The organism is Streptococcus sp. KHUD_010, from assembly GCF_040207525.1.
In the GTDB taxonomy this organism is placed as follows: Bacteria; Bacillota; Bacilli; order Lactobacillales; family Streptococcaceae; genus Streptococcus; species Streptococcus hominis.
Map to the genome: position 1 here is coordinate 91,073 of NZ_CP157941.1, position 15,075 is coordinate 106,147.

At 39.3% G+C, this 15,075-nt stretch carries 11 protein-coding genes and 1 pseudogene; 8 read left to right on the top strand and 4 right to left on the bottom strand.

The annotated features are described in order from the left end of the window. Nucleotides 1-21 precede the first annotated feature (21 nt). Complete coding sequence (mutS, locus tag ABKA15_RS00465) at nucleotides 22-2,580, top strand: DNA mismatch repair protein MutS (RefSeq protein WP_049514642.1); 2,559 nt, start codon at nucleotides 22-24, stop codon at nucleotides 2,578-2,580. A gap of 187 nt (nucleotides 2,581-2,767) precedes the next feature. Here the strand turns inward: mutS and ABKA15_RS00470 are convergent, their stop codons facing one another. Both ABKA15_RS00470 and ABKA15_RS00475 read right to left on the bottom strand, forming a co-directional pair. After that, on the bottom strand, nucleotides 2,768-3,226 hold the full coding sequence (locus tag ABKA15_RS00470) for a DUF3021 domain-containing protein (RefSeq protein ID WP_049508830.1): 459 nt from the start codon (nucleotides 3,224-3,226) through the stop codon (nucleotides 2,768-2,770). Further along, nucleotides 3,223-3,664, bottom strand: a pseudogene (locus tag ABKA15_RS00475) (LytTR family DNA-binding domain-containing protein). The gene ABKA15_RS00470 and the pseudogene ABKA15_RS00475 overlap by 4 nt, the downstream one beginning before the upstream one ends. A gap of 258 nt (nucleotides 3,665-3,922) precedes the next feature. Between ABKA15_RS00475 and mutL the strand changes: the two are divergent. The 3 genes from mutL to ABKA15_RS00490 all read left to right on the top strand — a co-directional run bounded on the left by mutL (nucleotide 3,923) and on the right by ABKA15_RS00490 (nucleotide 7,182). Continuing rightward, nucleotides 3,923-5,869 carry a DNA mismatch repair endonuclease MutL gene (mutL, locus tag ABKA15_RS00480; RefSeq protein ID WP_186832715.1) on the top strand — a complete coding sequence of 649 codons (1,947 nt, stop codon included), beginning with the start codon at nucleotides 3,923-3,925 and terminating at the stop codon, nucleotides 5,867-5,869. 133 nt (nucleotides 5,870-6,002) lie between these two features. Further along, nucleotides 6,003-6,593 carry a Holliday junction branch migration protein RuvA gene (gene ruvA / locus ABKA15_RS00485; protein ID WP_186832714.1) on the top strand — a complete coding sequence of 197 codons (591 nt, stop codon included), beginning with the start codon at nucleotides 6,003-6,005 and terminating at the stop codon, nucleotides 6,591-6,593. Nucleotides 6,594-6,603: 10 nt separating this feature from the next. Continuing rightward, nucleotides 6,604-7,182, top strand: a complete 579-nt coding sequence (locus ABKA15_RS00490; protein ID WP_186832713.1) for a DNA-3-methyladenine glycosylase I — start codon at nucleotides 6,604-6,606, stop codon at nucleotides 7,180-7,182. A gap of 102 nt (nucleotides 7,183-7,284) precedes the next feature. Here the strand turns inward: ABKA15_RS00490 and ABKA15_RS00495 are convergent, their stop codons facing one another. Both ABKA15_RS00495 and ABKA15_RS00500 read right to left on the bottom strand, forming a co-directional pair. Beyond that, nucleotides 7,285-7,698 (bottom strand): EamA family transporter, encoded by a 414-nt coding sequence (locus ABKA15_RS00495; RefSeq protein ID WP_186832717.1) that lies wholly within the window; start codon nucleotides 7,696-7,698, stop codon nucleotides 7,285-7,287. Between the two features lie 238 nt (nucleotides 7,699-7,936). Next, nucleotides 7,937-8,137: a hypothetical protein gene (locus ABKA15_RS00500; protein WP_261799154.1), complete on the bottom strand. Its 201-nt coding sequence runs from the start codon at nucleotides 8,135-8,137 to the stop codon at nucleotides 7,937-7,939. Nucleotides 8,138-8,275: 138 nt separating this feature from the next. Between ABKA15_RS00500 and ABKA15_RS00505 the strand changes: the two genes are divergently transcribed. From ABKA15_RS00505 to spx, 4 genes are all read left to right on the top strand, one after another. Then, complete coding sequence (locus tag ABKA15_RS00505) at nucleotides 8,276-11,749, top strand: Cna B-type domain-containing protein (protein WP_350015354.1); 3,474 nt, start codon at nucleotides 8,276-8,278, stop codon at nucleotides 11,747-11,749. Nucleotides 11,750-12,069: 320 nt separating this feature from the next. After that, nucleotides 12,070-13,338: a competence/damage-inducible protein A gene (locus tag ABKA15_RS00510; protein ID WP_049514652.1), complete on the top strand. Its 1,269-nt coding sequence runs from the start codon at nucleotides 12,070-12,072 to the stop codon at nucleotides 13,336-13,338. A gap of 47 nt (nucleotides 13,339-13,385) precedes the next feature. After that, nucleotides 13,386-14,519 (top strand): recombinase RecA, encoded by a 1,134-nt coding sequence (gene recA / locus ABKA15_RS00515; protein WP_049514654.1) that lies wholly within the window; start codon nucleotides 13,386-13,388, stop codon nucleotides 14,517-14,519. A gap of 86 nt (nucleotides 14,520-14,605) precedes the next feature. Next, nucleotides 14,606-15,004 (top strand): transcriptional regulator Spx, encoded by a 399-nt coding sequence (gene spx, locus ABKA15_RS00520; protein ID WP_049514656.1) that lies wholly within the window; start codon nucleotides 14,606-14,608, stop codon nucleotides 15,002-15,004. Nucleotides 15,005-15,075 lie beyond the last annotated feature (71 nt).

A 15,075-nucleotide genomic window follows, 5' to 3' on the forward strand; every position in this document is an offset into this window, starting at 1 on the left:
CAACCAACAGAAAGGATGAGAATGACAAAAGAAAAACTATCTCCAGGAATGCAACAGTATTTAGATATAAAAAAAGATTATCCAGATGCTTTTTTGTTGTTTCGCATGGGAGATTTTTATGAATTATTCTATGATGATGCGACCAATGCGGCACAGATTTTAGAGATTGCTCTGACTAGCCGCAATAAAAACTCGGAAAATCCAATCCCAATGGCAGGAGTTCCTTATCATTCGGTGCAGCAATACATTGATGTCTTAATTGAAGCAGGCTATAAAGTTGCGATTGCAGAGCAAATGGAAGATCCTAAAAAAGCGGTTGGAGTAGTCAAACGCGAAGTAGTACAGGTGATTACGCCGGGGACAGTAGTTGATTCTTCAAAACCAGACAGTCAGAATAACTTTTTAGTGGCTTTGGATAAGCTGTCAGGTATATATGGGCTGGCTTATATGGATGTGGGAACGGGTGAATTTCAAGTCACAAGTCTTAGTGACTTTAACATAGTCTGTGGAGAAATCCGAAACCTGCGAGCGCGTGAAGTGGTCTTAGGGTATGAATTGCCTGAAATGGAGCACCAAGTATTGGAGACTCAAATGAATCTCCTTTTATCGCGAGTAGAAACTACATTTGATGATGTTCAGCTACTAGGAAAGGACTTGTCACCGCTAGAGCACCAAGTAGCTGGAAAGTTATTAGAGTATGTTCATAAAACGCAGCTACGTGAGCTTAGTCATTTGAAACAAGTTCATCATTATGAAGTCAAAGATTTCTTGCAGATGGACTACTCAACTATGGCAAGTCTGGATTTAACAGAGAATGCTCGGACAGGAAAGAAGCACGGTAGCTTTTATTGGTTGATGGATGAGACCAAGACAGCTATGGGAACGCGATTGTTGAGAGCGTGGATTCAACGTCCGTTGATTGATAAAGAGCGAATCGTCAAGCGGCAGGATGTAGTGCAAGTCTTTTTAGATCATTTCTTTGAGCGCAGTGACTTATCAGACAGTCTCAAAGGAGTGTATGATATTGAGCGTTTAGCCAGTCGGGTTTCGTTTGGCAAGACCAATCCGAAAGATTTATTACAACTTGCTGCGACATTGAGTCATGTACCACAAATTAAGGGAATTTTAAAAGGAATTGACAGCCCAGTTTTGGAAGATTTGATTGCTAAATTGGATGAAATTCCTGAATTGGCGGCCTTGATTCAGTCAGCAATTTCGTCGGATGCTCCAAATGTCATTACAGAGGGTAATATTATTAAAACAGGTTTTGATGAAACTTTGGACAAGTATCGAGTGGTCATGCGAGATGGAACGAGCTGGATTGCAGATATTGAGGCGAAAGAAAGAGAAACTAGTGGAATTAACAACCTGAAGATTGATTACAATAAAAAAGATGGTTATTATTTCCATGTCACCAATTCCCAGCTTGAACACGTACCCAGTTATTTTTTCCGCAAGGCAACTTTGAAAAATTCGGAGCGTTTTGGTACGGAAGAACTGGCTCGTATTGAAGGCGAGATGTTGGAAGCGCGTGAAAAATCAGCTAATTTGGAATACGAGATTTTTATGCGCATTCGTGAGGAAGCTGGTAAATATATCAAACGTCTGCAATCCTTGGCGCAAACTCTGGCAACGGTTGATGTGCTGCAAAGCTTTGCAACTGTAGCTGAAAAGCAACACTTTGTGAGACCAGAATTTACTGAGCAGCGCTCTATCCAAATTGATAAAGGGCGGCATGCGGTCGTAGAAAAAGTTATGGGTGCACAAACCTATATTCCTAATAGCATTTCAATGGACGAGAATGTTAATGTTCAGCTAATTACAGGTCCAAATATGAGTGGGAAGTCAACTTATATGCGGCAGTTAGCAATCATTGTGATTATGGCTCAAATGGGCTCTTATGTTTCAGCTGAAAGCGCTCAATTGCCGATTTTTGATGCAATCTTTACTCGAATTGGTGCAGCGGATGACTTGGTTTCTGGACAATCAACCTTTATGGTTGAAATGATGGAAGCGAACCATGCTATTTCTCAAGCAACAGAAAATTCACTCATTCTTTTCGATGAGTTAGGAAGAGGAACAGCGACCTATGATGGCATGGCGCTTGCTCAGGCGATTATTGAGTATATTCACAATCGGACAGGCTCCAAGACACTTTTTGCGACTCACTATCACGAGTTGACAGAACTGTCAACTAGCTTGACACAACTAGAAAATGTCCATGTAGCAACCCTAGAAAGAGATGGTCAAGTAACATTTCTTCATAAGATTGAAGTTGGACCTGCTGATAAATCTTATGGGATTCATGTAGCAAAAATTGCAGGTTTGCCAAATGATTTGTTGACAAGAGCGGATCAAATATTGACACGATTAGAAAGCCAAGCAAATGAGAAGTCATCTCTCAATCCTTCTAATAAAGGAGCTAATGATAGTAAGGAAAATCAAGTATCTGAGCAGATATCTTTATTTCCAGAAATAACCGAATCACCTATTTTAGACGAGTTGCGCCAGTTGGACATTTATAATATGACCCCAATGGAAGTGATGTTGGCTGTGGCAGAGCTGAAGAAGAAACTTTAAAATGTTGAAGCTATAGTGGGTGTGGCTGGCTAACAGCTCAATTTGCTGAAATGTCATACCAGAATTGCAGCTAGGGTCTAATCTTCAAACCACAACAATTTAGCAAGCTATGATGTTTTCTATCAATCTGCATTTTTAGTTGGGCTCAAATAACCGCCGTGAGTTTTTTCACAGCGGTTATTTCTTGCTATTTGCATTGTTCCTTTAAGTGATGATTGATTTTCTCAATTTTCTTTTTAGTCAGATAAGACAGGATTGCCCAAAGGATAAGATAAACAACAGTAAATTCCAAAATCAACTGTAAGATGAAAATGGGTTCACTTGGAAACCAGCCAGCTAAAAGAGCTAAGGGAATAAATCCTAGAATCATAAGCCCATAGTGACAGATAGTTGCTTTGAGGATGCTCCAATCTTTTTTGAAAAGCTCTTTTCCTAAGCTAAAGAGTAAGCCGATTAGACCCCATATAGCTGCGCAATAGAGAACGACTAAGGCGCCGTGAATATGATACTGTTCCATCCAAAGACCAACTGCTGAATAAGGGTTGAGCGGATGATAGGCAGGTGCAAAAAAGTAAGAAAAGATGACGGATAGGAGGAGTCCGATAACAATGCCTCCTAGAGCATCTCTGAATAATGTTTTTTTCATAGTTGTAATTTCTCCTTTATAGCTTTGAGATAACGGCGAGATGAATAAGTTATCTGACCGTTTTTTAGTGTAATCTGAATCAGACCGCTGCCGGTCAATTTCAGATGATCAATCTGTTTGGTATTGATGATTTCAGATTGGGAAATCTGTAGAAAATCAGCAGGAAGCAATTCCAAAACTTGATAAAGTGGGAGCCCTATGTGATAATTGTCTGTCGCTGTTTCAGCCCAAACTTGGCGGTTTTCAATATAAACCCGCTGAATTTCAGCAGTATCTAATAGGTAAATCTCTTCCTCTTTTTTAGCTCGAATAACTTTGTTTTTATCGAGTTGTTGAGCAAATTTCAGCGATTGCTGAATGGCGTCTGACAAAGCCGGTGCTTCAATAATGACTTTTTTCCTCTGAAAACTTTTCGTCAATATGCAATTGAACTTTCATAAACATCCCTTCTTTCCAGATGTTAGCTTGTTGCTGATTTTCGTTCATACCAAGAGGATACTAACTACCTCCCTCTTCCTAAATCTATTAAACATTATTTCGACTAGGAAAACAAGGGCTTTTACCTAAGTGGTTGCTTTGTTTGTCTATTTGGTTTCTTTTAAAAGGAGAAGCTGGTCCAGGCCCCCTCACACCAGACTTCTGATAGAAAAACAGCTTTATGTTATAATAGTAGCTAGAATACTTACGGAGAAAACTATGTCAAAAATTATTGAACTACCAGAAAATCTTGCCAATCAGATTGCGGCGGGTGAGGTTATTGAGCGGCCTGGCAGCGTTGTCAAGGAGTTAATAGAAAACTCTATTGATGCTAATGCAACTCAGATTATAGTTGAGATTGAAGAAGCGGGACTCAAGAGCATTAAAGTTATCGATAATGGCGAAGGAATTGAGCATGAGGAGGTTTCCTTGGCTTTGCGGCGGCATGCTACTAGTAAAATTAAGAAACAAGCCGACCTTTTTCGAATTCGGACATTGGGCTTTCGGGGCGAGGCGCTTCCGTCTATTGCTTCTGTTTCACGCTTGACGATTGAAACTGCGACAAATGGTGGAACACATGGAACGCTTCTGATTGCGCAAGGTGGAGAAATTGAAACTATAGAACCAAGTAGCTGTCCTAGAGGCACCAAAATCAAGGTGGAAGATCTCTTTTTCAACACACCTGCTCGCTTAAAATATATGAAAAGTCAACAAGCAGAACTGTCTCACATTGTAGATGTAATGAACCGTTTGAGTCTAGCACATCCAGAGGTCGCTTTTATCTTGCTCAATGATGGTAAAGAGTTGACTCGGACGGCAGGAACAGGAAATTTGCGTCAAGCAATTGCTGGTATCTATGGATTAACAACAGCAAAAAAAATGATTGAAATTTCAGCATCTGATTTGGATTTTGAAGTATCAGGCTATATTAGTTTGCCAGAATTAACAAGGGCTAATCGGAATTACATCACCATTCTCATCAATGGTCGCTACATCAAGAATTTCCTGCTCAATCGAGCTATTTTAGATGGATATGGTAGCAAGCTCATGGTGGGGCGTTTTCCGATTGCTGTGATTGATATTCGGATTGACCCATATCTTGCTGATGTCAATGTTCATCCGACCAAGCAAGAAGTGCGGATTTCAAAAGAGAGAGAACTGATGGCCTTGATTTCGCAAGCCATTTCTGCGAGTTTAAAAGAGCAGGATTTGATTCCGGATGCTTTGGAAAATTTAGCAAAATCAACCATTAACCGAGCAAATAAGCCTGAGCAGACGAGTCTCCCACTCAAAGAAAACCGACTCTATTACGATAAAGAAAGAAATGACTTCTTTGTGAAATCACAGGTGTCAGAAGCCCAACCTTCTTTTGAGGAATCTGACCGATTAGACCAACAATCTGCTGATACAGCTGAACTCAATTCAAAAGCTGCTTCTGTCAAATTTGCAGAAAGGCAATCTCCTTCTTACAATCAACTAGATCATCCAGAGCTGGATCAGGCGAGCTTAGAGAGAGCTTTAGATAAGCTAGATGGAGAAGAAACTTCAACTTTTCCAGAATTGGAATATTTCGGGCAAATGCATGGCACCTACCTTTTTGCTCAAGGAAACGGTGGTCTCTATATCATTGACCAGCATGCGGCTCAAGAGCGAGTGAAGTACGAATATTACCGTGAAAAAATCGGAGATGTAGATGCTAGTCAGCAGCAGATTCTGGTTCCCTATATCTTTGAATTTCCAGCCGATGATATGCTACGTCTGAAACAACGTATGTCTCTTTTGGAAGAAGCCGGTGTTTTCCTTGAAGAATACGGAACTAATCAATTTATTCTTCGTGAACATCCCATTTGGCTTAAGGAAGAGGAGATCGAATCAGGTATTTATGAGATGTGCGATATGCTCCTTCTAACCAAGGAAGTCTCTATCAAGAAATATCGCGCTGAGCTGGCTATTATGATGAGTTGTAAACGCTCTATTAAAGCTAATCACAGTTTGGATGACTATTCAGCACGTGATTTGATTTTTCAGTTATCACAATGCGACAATCCCTACAACTGCCCTCACGGTCGTCCCGTTTTGGTCAACTTCACTAAATCTGATATGGAAAAAATGTTCCGTCGGATTCAGGAAAATCATACCAGTCTGAGAGAATTGGGGAAATACTAAATATCCTGAAAACAGAGAGTTACCATATTCTCTGTTTTTTAGCTTTTTTCTATCCAATGTGAGGTTTTTCCAACAGCTTCAATTTTTTCTAGTTGAAAATATGATATACTAAAAGGGTTGAAAAGGAGAAGTCATGTACGAATATTTTAAAGGAATTTTAAGTAAAATCACAGCCAAATATATTGTAGTGGAGGTGGGGCAAATTGGCTATATCCTGCATGTGGCAAATCCCTATGCCTATTCAGGTCAGGTCAATCAGGAGCTTCAAGTTTTTGTTCATCAGGTGGTCAGAGAGGATGCCCAGCTCCTCTACGGTTTTCGCACAGAGGATGAAAAGCAGCTTTTTCTCAATTTGATTTCGGTTTCTGGTATTGGCCCCGTTTCTGCTCTTGCGATAATCGCAGCTGATGATAATGCTGGCTTGGTGCAAGCCATTGAGCAGAAAAACATTACTTATCTGACAAAATTTCCTAAAATCGGCAAAAAAACAGCCCAACAAATGGTGCTGGACTTAGAAGGTAAGGTTGTGGCAACAGGTGTTGCTCCTAAGCAAGTTGCTGTTGCAGCTACTAGTGACAATCAAGAATTGGAAGAAGCCATGGAAGCCATGCTAGCTCTGGGATACAAGGCGGCTGAACTCAAGAAAATTAAGAAATTCTTTGAAGGAACCAATGATACCGCGGAAAACTATATCAAATCCGCTCTCAAAATGCTGGTAAAATAAAGGAGAAAAGATGAAACGGTGTAGCTGGGTAAAAGAGAATAATCCTTTATATGTCGCTTATCATGATCAAGAGTGGGGGATTCCTTTGCATGATGAGCGGGCTTTATTTGAGTTGCTCTGCCTAGAGACCTATCAGGCAGGACTATCTTGGGAGACTATTCTCAATAAACGAGCAGCCTTTCGACAAACTTTTCATGGCTATGATGCTCATCAGGTGGCAGCCATGACAGACGCGGAGTTAGAAGGTATTTTACAAAATCCTGCCGTCGTCCGAAATCGTCGGAAAATCTATGCAACACGTGCCAACGCCCAAGCTTTTCTGAAAATACAGGCAGAATTTGGCAGTTTTGATTATTATCTCTGGTCTTTTGTAGACTTTACACCAATTGACAATCCTGTAAAGGATTACAAGCAGATGCCCTCCAAGACTCCATTGTCTGAAAAACTGGCTAAAGACATGAAGAGACGAGACTTCAAGTTTGTAGGACCAGTTTGTGTCTATTCTTTCCTGCAGGCGGCAGGTCTCGTCAATGACCATGAGGAGACTTGCGATTTTAATCCAGCAAGAAAAACAAACAAACGATGTTAATAGCTTTGCTATTTTTTATGTGAGCAGTCAGTGCAATATTTATTGACCGATACTGTTTTATATTTTTCGTAATATTGCCGTATTTGTGATGATATGACATCACTACAAAACCATGACCAAAGTTCCAATCGTAATCAAAATGCTACCAATCAAGGATTTCATAGTAAAATCCTCGTGGAGAAAGATAAAAGCAAGAATGAGTGTGAGGACAACACTAAGCTTATCAATAGGAACGACCTTGGAGGCTTTTCCCTCCTGCAATGCTCGGTAATAACAGAGCCAGGAAGCGCCCGTCGCTAATCCAGATAAAATCAAGAAAATCCAACTTTTCTTGCTGATGTTAGCGAGACTGAGTTGTCCTTTGGTCAAAACGATCATACCCCAAGCCATTAAAACAACGACCACTGTCCGAATAGCTGTCGCTAGATTAGAATTGACGCCAGAAATCCCGATTTTGGCTAAGATAGATGTCAGTGCTGCAAACAAAGCAGAAAGAAATGCAAAAACTGCCCACATCATTGAATCTCTTTAAAAGTTTTGTTTTCTTTATTTTATCACATTTGATTCTATCTAAACATAGTAAAACCAAAGAAACTTAGACAACAAGAACTGTCTGGGTTTCTTTGTACAAATCAAAGCGTGAAAAGGATTTGAATCTAGTTGATAAAAAGGTCACAAGCTAAGACCTGTGGAAATGATTGATTTCATGTTTCATATTTCATATCTTGTAGTAACTCAAGTTCGTTTGTGATTTTTAATAGGCCAATCCTTTTTCGATTCGTTTGTTATTATTTTGGCAAATTCCTAATCTAATATTACACAAAGCTAAAGCATCATACCTCTTTAACTTTTGAGCTTCTAAAGCTAGTGTGACAATTTTTTCATATTGTTGAAATTCATGATGGTACAAATAAATTCCTGCTAAATTTGAGACTGAAGTTAAGCGTTTGAACATTTGTGCAACTTTTGTAGTTCTCTAGGCCTTCGAAAAAACAGATGCCAAATTTTCAAAATGGTAAAAAAACGTTGACTTTTCCGGGGGGGGGGGGGTATACTGATATTAGTATAATATTAATTACAGGAGAAATATGCAATGAAAAAGCATAAATGGATAAGTTATTTCTTATCATTGTTAGCAATATTTACCGTGTTTGGTGCTACTAATGTTCATAAGATTTTTGCCGGTGAGGTAAAACCTGATGTGAAGATAACCAATTTTACATTATCTCATGAAGATGGGTCGACTAATCAGAAATTTCACTACAATGAACGATTTAAGATTAATATGGAATGGGATGCTTCTTCATATAGCAATACGTTAAAAGAAGGTGATTATTTTAATATAAAATTACCAGATAATATGAAATTTCCTACAAATACATCTGCTACAAAATTTGAAATAAAAGATAGCAGTGGGAAAGTAATAGCCAATGCAGTTGTTTCACCTAATGCAAACGAACAAGGAGGAATGGTCAAAGTTACTTTCACAAAAGAAGTAGAGAATCATTATAATATCAAAGGTAAAATGGAGCTGGCTGCTAGTTTTACTAACATAAAATACGATGAAAAGAATAAATTTGAAGTTTCAGTTGATGGAAAAGTTCAAACAACTGAAATAGAAATTACGGGACCGAATCCTCTGAAAGATGAAGAAATTGGTAAATGGGGAACAGCTATTAAAGAGAGTGATAATACTGTTCAATGGTATGTTCGAATCAATCATAAAAAAGGAACTTACAAAAACTTTGTTTACAAAGATGGACTTTGGACAAAAAGTGGGGATTTAGGTGGTGTACACCTTATTCCAGACTCATTTCATCTTTATGAAGTTGAATATGATCAATATGGTGGTCAACAAGGAGTTATAAAAGAGGTAGATATCAAGGATAAATTAACCCTTACTGATAATAATACAAAATTTGAGTTAGCCATAGGAGATATTAATAAAACTCAATATAAATTGGAGTATAAATCTACCTATATACCTGGTAGTATTCTTAGAAACAAGGCTAAGGGCACTTATACAAATGGAGAAACCCATGAACACAACGAGACTTTCCACGATGCTACTTCTAGTGGTAGTGGTTCGGGAAGTTTATTGAGTAAGCTTCGTATTCTTAAAGTCGATGCAGAAAATAACACAACTAAGCTAGCTGGTGCTAAGTTTTCAATCAAAAAACTTCAAGATGGCACAACATTTGAGCTAACTACAGATGCAAATGGTGAAGCAACATCTGATAAGCTGGTTCCGGGTCAATATGAAATTACAGAAGTAACACCACCTGCAGGGTATGAGCTGAACTCGGAAACATATACTGTCACGATCACATCGGATGATGCAACCCTTAAAACCATTACGAATAAGAGAGCAAAAACCTCTGTTAAGGTAAATAAAAAATGGGTTGGTAAGACAGGATCTGAAGTGAAAGTTGAACTTCAGGCTGGCGGTACAACAGTAGCTGAAGCAACTTTAAATCAAGCAAATAACTGGGAACATACTTTTGATAATTTGGAACAGTATAAAGATGGGAAACTTATCGATTATACCGTTAAAGAAGTAGAGGTTGAAGAAGGATACCAATCTAAAGTAGAAGGAAATGCTACAGATGGTTATACGATTACTAACACCTACACCCCAGCACCTGATACCAAAGCAAAAATTGCTGGTAAGAAAGTGTTGGAAGGTAAAATACTCGAAGCAGGAAAATATAGCTTTGTTCTGAAGAAAGCAGATGGTAGCGTCGTTCAAACCGTTACCAATGACGTAGGCGGAAACTTCGCTTTCGATGAATTGACTTACGATGAAAATCAAGTCGGTACGCACAAGTATACGGTTGAAGAAGTTGCAGGAACTGAAACGGGTATTACTTACGATAAAACTATTCAAGAAGTAGAAGTCAAGGTTGAAAAAATCAGTGCCACTGAATTAAAAGCAACGGTTTCTAAACAAGCCAGTGACCTTGTCTTCACGAATAAATATACCCCTGCTAAAACACAAATTCCAGTGAAGAAAGTCTGGGATGATGCCGACAATCAAGATGGCAAACGTCCTGCTTCTATCACAGTTAAGCTCCTGGCAGACGGTCAAGATACAGGCAAAACTCTTGAATTGTCAGAAGCTAATGGCTGGTCAGGTAACTTCACGGATTTAGACGCAGATAAAGGCGGAAAAGCAATTGATTATAAAGTGGTTGAAGTAAGCACGGTGGCTGGTTATACAAGTGAAATCAGCGGAGATGCAACAACTGGTTTTACAATCACTAATAAATATACTCCAGAAACGATTGACATTAAAGCCACAAAGAACTGGGATGATGCCAATAACCAAGATGGCAAACGTCCGAAATCGATTACGGTCAACCTCATGGCCGACGGTGAAAAAGTAGCTTCCCAAGAAGTGAAAGCAGCAGCTGACGGCACTTGGTCTACAGTCTTTACAAAACTTCCTAAATTCAAAAATGGGAAGGTGATTAAATATAGCCTGACCGAAGAAGTCGTTTCTGAATACACCAGCGAAATCAATGATTTCAATATTACCAACAAATACACACCAAAAATGATTGATTATCAAGTGACGAAGACTTGGAATGACAATAATAACCAAGATGGCAAACGTCCAGACCATATCACGGTTCACTTGCTGAAGACAGTTGGCGGTGTGACTACCGAAGTTGAGAAATATGATATCAAAGTCGCAGAAGCAGATCCAGCGAATGGCAATGTTTGGAAACATACCTTTACTAATCTTCCAAAATACGAAACAGGTCAAGAAATTGTCTATTCTGTTAAGGAAGATGCCGTAGCAGGATATGAAACATCTATCAAGGGTCAAGAAATCACAAACACCCATGACCCAGAAACAATCGTCATTTCTGGTAAGAAAGTCTGGGAAGATGCTAACAACCAAGACGGCAAGCGAACAAAAACAGTCAAGGTTCAAATTCTGAAAGGCGGCACAATCGTTGATGAAGTTGAAACTTCAGAAGAAAAAGGTTGGGCATTTGAATCCAAACCATTACCGAAGTATGAAAACGGTAAAGAAATCGAATATGATGTCAAAGAAGTTGCTGTAGAATCTTACGAAAAGCCAATAGTTGAAAAATCTCAAGACGGTAAATACACGATTACCAACAAGCGTACTCCAGAAAAGGTAAACTTGACAGGTCAAAAGACTTGGGAAGATGACAATGACAAAGACGGTCTTCGTCCAAAAGAGATTCAAGTAAGATTGCTTGCAAATGGAAAAGATACAGGCAAAGTAGCAACAGCAAGCGCAGCAACTGGTTGGAAGTATAGTTTTGAACAGCTTGCCAAATATGAAGCAGGTAAGGAAATCACTTATACGGTGGAAGAAGTTGCGGTACCAGAAGGATACACAGCGAAGGTAGAAGGCATGAATATCACGAATCGTCATACGCCAGAGAAACCACAAACCCCACCAAGTACACCAGAAAAGCCAAAGAAGACCATTCTCCCATCAACAGGTAGTCACAGTTCATTCTTGGCATTATTTGCAGGTTTGTTCACATTAGGTGGAGCTGTTTACTTGTTAAAGAAGAAGGTGTAATTCTATCATCAGGTAGAACAATGAAAGTCCATTAGAGAAATCTAGTGGGCTTTTTCAGATTCTTTGGCAACGGATATGGATGATGATTAGTTGATTTATCTTAACATTGAGGTGAAATCAAATTAGCTTCCTCAATTTGTATACAGAGCTAAAAAATTAGTAAATTGTCTATGGCTTGTGAAGGATTCATGAAGAACAATACCTTTGTTTTATCAAAATTTCTCGCTAATTTATGGGAGATTCTTTTCTTAAAATGCAGTTTTTAAGATTTTTTGTGATAAAATAAAATCAATTGCGAATAGTAAGGTAGGGGAGGTTCTATGAAAGCAGAAATTATTGCTGTGGGTACTGAAATTCTGACAGGTCAGATTGTCAATACAAACGCCCAATTTTTATCTGAAAAATTAGCGAGTCTGGGAGTAGATGTGTATTTTCAAACTGCGGTCGGAGATAATAAAGCTCGTCTGTTATCCATTTTAGAAATTGCTCGGAATCGGAGTAATTTGGTCATCTTAACTGGAGGATTAGGCCCAACAGAAGATGACTTGACTAAGCAGACTTTGTCAAAATTCTTAAATCGTAGATTGGTATTTGACCGAATGGCTACGGAGAAATTGGACCGTTTCTTCGCAAGCAGATCAGACTATGTGCGAACACCCAATAATGAGCGGCAAGCTCAGATAGTGGAAGGCTCGACTCCTCTCCAAAACGAAACCGGACTTGCGGTGGGAGGCGTGATTGAAGTCAGTGGCGTGACTTATGTCGTTCTGCCTGGACCGCCTAGTGAATTAAAACCTATGGTAAATAATGAGCTGGTTCCGCTTTTAGCAACTGGTCAAAAATTGTATTCAAGAGTTTTGCGTTTCTTTGGTATTGGTGAAAGTCAATTAGTAACCCTTTTAGGAGATTTAATTGATAATCAGACCGATCCAACCATTGCTCCTTATGCTAAGACGGGAGAGGTGACATTGCGATTGTCCACTAAGGCTGGCAGTCAAAAGGAAGCAGATGTTAAGTTTGCTCATTTAGAAAAGAAAATTTTGGCAGTACAGACTTTTGAGAAACAACATTTAGCAGACCTTTTCTACGCTTATGGAGATGATAATTCTCTGGGGCAAACAGCTTTTGAACTGCTGAGGAGAGCAGGAAAGACCGTCACAGCAGCTGAAAGTTTGACTGCAGGACTCTTTCAAGCAACTTTGGCAAACTTTGCTGGAGCCTCAAATGTCTTTAGTGGTGGCTTTGTTACCTACAGTATAGAGGAAAAGAGCCGAATGCTGGGCATTTCCTTGGCAGACTTGGGAAAGCATGGGGTAGTTTCAGCTTTTACAGCGGAGAAAATGGCAGAGCAGGCAAGAAAATTGACCGCTAGTGACTATGCGGTGAGCTTGACAGGTGTGGCAGGTCCAGATAGCTTAGAAGGACATCCAGCAGGGACAGTTTATATCGGCTTAGCAACCACAGAGGATGTTCAGTCTATTAAGGTTAATATTGCGGGTCGCAGTCGGACAGATGTACGTAAAATAGCCGTTCTGCATGCTTTCAATTTGCTACGAAAAACTTTGTTAAAAAACGAAAATATGCTATAATAATTAGATAGGTAAAAAAATAATTTATCAGTATACAGGAGAAATAAATGGCGAAAAAACAAAAAAAATTAGAAGAAATTTCAAAGAAATTTGGCGAGGAACGTCAAAAAGCACTAGATACTGCACTTAAAAATATTGAAAAAGATTTTGGCAAAGGGGCGATTATGCGCCTAGGTGAGCGCGCTGAACAAAAAGTTCAAGTCATGAGTTCAGGTAGCTTGGCGCTAGATATCGCTCTTGGTGCAGGAGGGTATCCAAAGGGGCGGATTATTGAAATCTATGGACCAGAGTCTTCTGGTAAGACGACCGTAGCTCTTCATGCAGTAGCGCAAGCTCAAAAAGAAGGCGGTATTGCAGCTTTTATTGATGCAGAACACGCTCTTGACCCGGCTTATGCACAAGCCCTTGGAGTTAATATTGATGAACTCTTACTTTCTCAGCCAGACTCTGGTGAGCAAGGTCTTGAGATTGCTGGGAAATTGATTGACTCTGGTGCGGTAGATTTGGTAGTTATTGACTCCGTGGCAGCCCTCGTACCACGTGCTGAGATTGATGGAGACATTGGAGATAGTCACGTTGGTTTGCAAGCGCGGATGATGAGTCAAGCTATGCGTAAATTGTCTGCTTCTATTAACAAAACGAAGACAATTGCGATTTTCATCAACCAATTGCGTGAAAAAGTTGGTATTATGTTTGGAAATCCAGAAACAACACCTGGTGGTCGTGCCTTGAAATTTTATGCGTCTGTTCGTTTGGATGTTCGCGGGAATACCCAAATCAAGGGAACTGGTGATGAAAAAGATACCAATGTTGGTAAGGAAACTAAAATTAAGGTTGTGAAGAATAAGGTTGCTCCGCCATTCAAGGAAGCTTTCGTAGAAATCATGTATGGCGAAGGAATTTCTAAAACAGGCGAGTTGATTAAAATTGCGACAGACCTTGATATTATCAAAAAAGCGGGTGCTTGGTATTCTTATAATGATGAAAAGATTGGTCAAGGGTCTGAAAATGCTAAGAAATATTTGGCAGATCACCCCGAGATTTTTGAAGAGATTGATCACAAAGTTCGAGTTCACTATGGTTTGATCGAGGATGACACTGAAGATGAAAAAGATGCAGAAGCAAATAAAGTAGAGGAAGTCACACTAGATTTGGATGATGCTATTGAGATTGAGGAATAATTTTTTAAAAATAGGTCGCAAGACGGAGGGATTTTGTGGTATAATATAGTATGATAATAGTACCGTGTGGCGAAAGGAGTACTTACATGATTACAATTTATACTGTCTCAAGTTGCACTAGTTGTAAAAAAGCAAAAACATGGCTCAATGCTCACCAGTTAACTTATAAAGAACAAAATCTTGGTAAAGAAGGAATCTCGAAAGAAGAGTTGCTGGATATTTTAACAAAGACTGAAAATGGAGTAGCAAGTATTGTTTCTTCAAAAAATCGCTATGCAAAGGGCTTAGGAGTAGATATTGAAGAATTAAGTGTGAGTGAAGTGATTGATTTGATTATGGAAACTCCGCGTATCCTAAAAAGTCCTATTTTGGTAGATGACAAACGTTTACAAGTGGGTTATAAAGAAGATGATATTCGTGCATTCTTGCCTCGTTCAGTTCGTAATGTTGAAAATACAGAAGCACGCTTACGTGCAGCCTTGTAAAGAGTGGATTTCCGCTCTTTTTATTTTACAGTTTGTTATGTTTGGAAATGTGGTAAAATAAAAAACGAGGA

Coding starts and splice junctions, on each gene's coding strand:
- mutS (WP_049514642.1), top strand. CDS start 22: ATGACAAAAGAAAAACTATCTCCAGGAATGCAACAGTATTTAGATATA.
- ABKA15_RS00470 (WP_049508830.1), bottom strand. CDS start 3,226: ATGAAAAAAACATTATTCAGAGATGCTCTAGGAGGCATTGTTATCGGA.
- mutL (WP_186832715.1), top strand. CDS start 3,923: ATGTCAAAAATTATTGAACTACCAGAAAATCTTGCCAATCAGATTGCG.
- ruvA (WP_186832714.1), top strand. CDS start 6,003: ATGTACGAATATTTTAAAGGAATTTTAAGTAAAATCACAGCCAAATAT.
- ABKA15_RS00490 (WP_186832713.1), top strand. CDS start 6,604: ATGAAACGGTGTAGCTGGGTAAAAGAGAATAATCCTTTATATGTCGCT.
- ABKA15_RS00495 (WP_186832717.1), bottom strand. CDS start 7,698: ATGTGGGCAGTTTTTGCATTTCTTTCTGCTTTGTTTGCAGCACTGACA.
- ABKA15_RS00500 (WP_261799154.1), bottom strand. CDS start 8,137: ATGTTCAAACGCTTAACTTCAGTCTCAAATTTAGCAGGAATTTATTTG.
- ABKA15_RS00505 (WP_350015354.1), top strand. CDS start 8,276: ATGAAAAAGCATAAATGGATAAGTTATTTCTTATCATTGTTAGCAATA.
- ABKA15_RS00510 (WP_049514652.1), top strand. CDS start 12,070: ATGAAAGCAGAAATTATTGCTGTGGGTACTGAAATTCTGACAGGTCAG.
- recA (WP_049514654.1), top strand. CDS start 13,386: ATGGCGAAAAAACAAAAAAAATTAGAAGAAATTTCAAAGAAATTTGGC.
- spx (WP_049514656.1), top strand. CDS start 14,606: ATGATTACAATTTATACTGTCTCAAGTTGCACTAGTTGTAAAAAAGCA.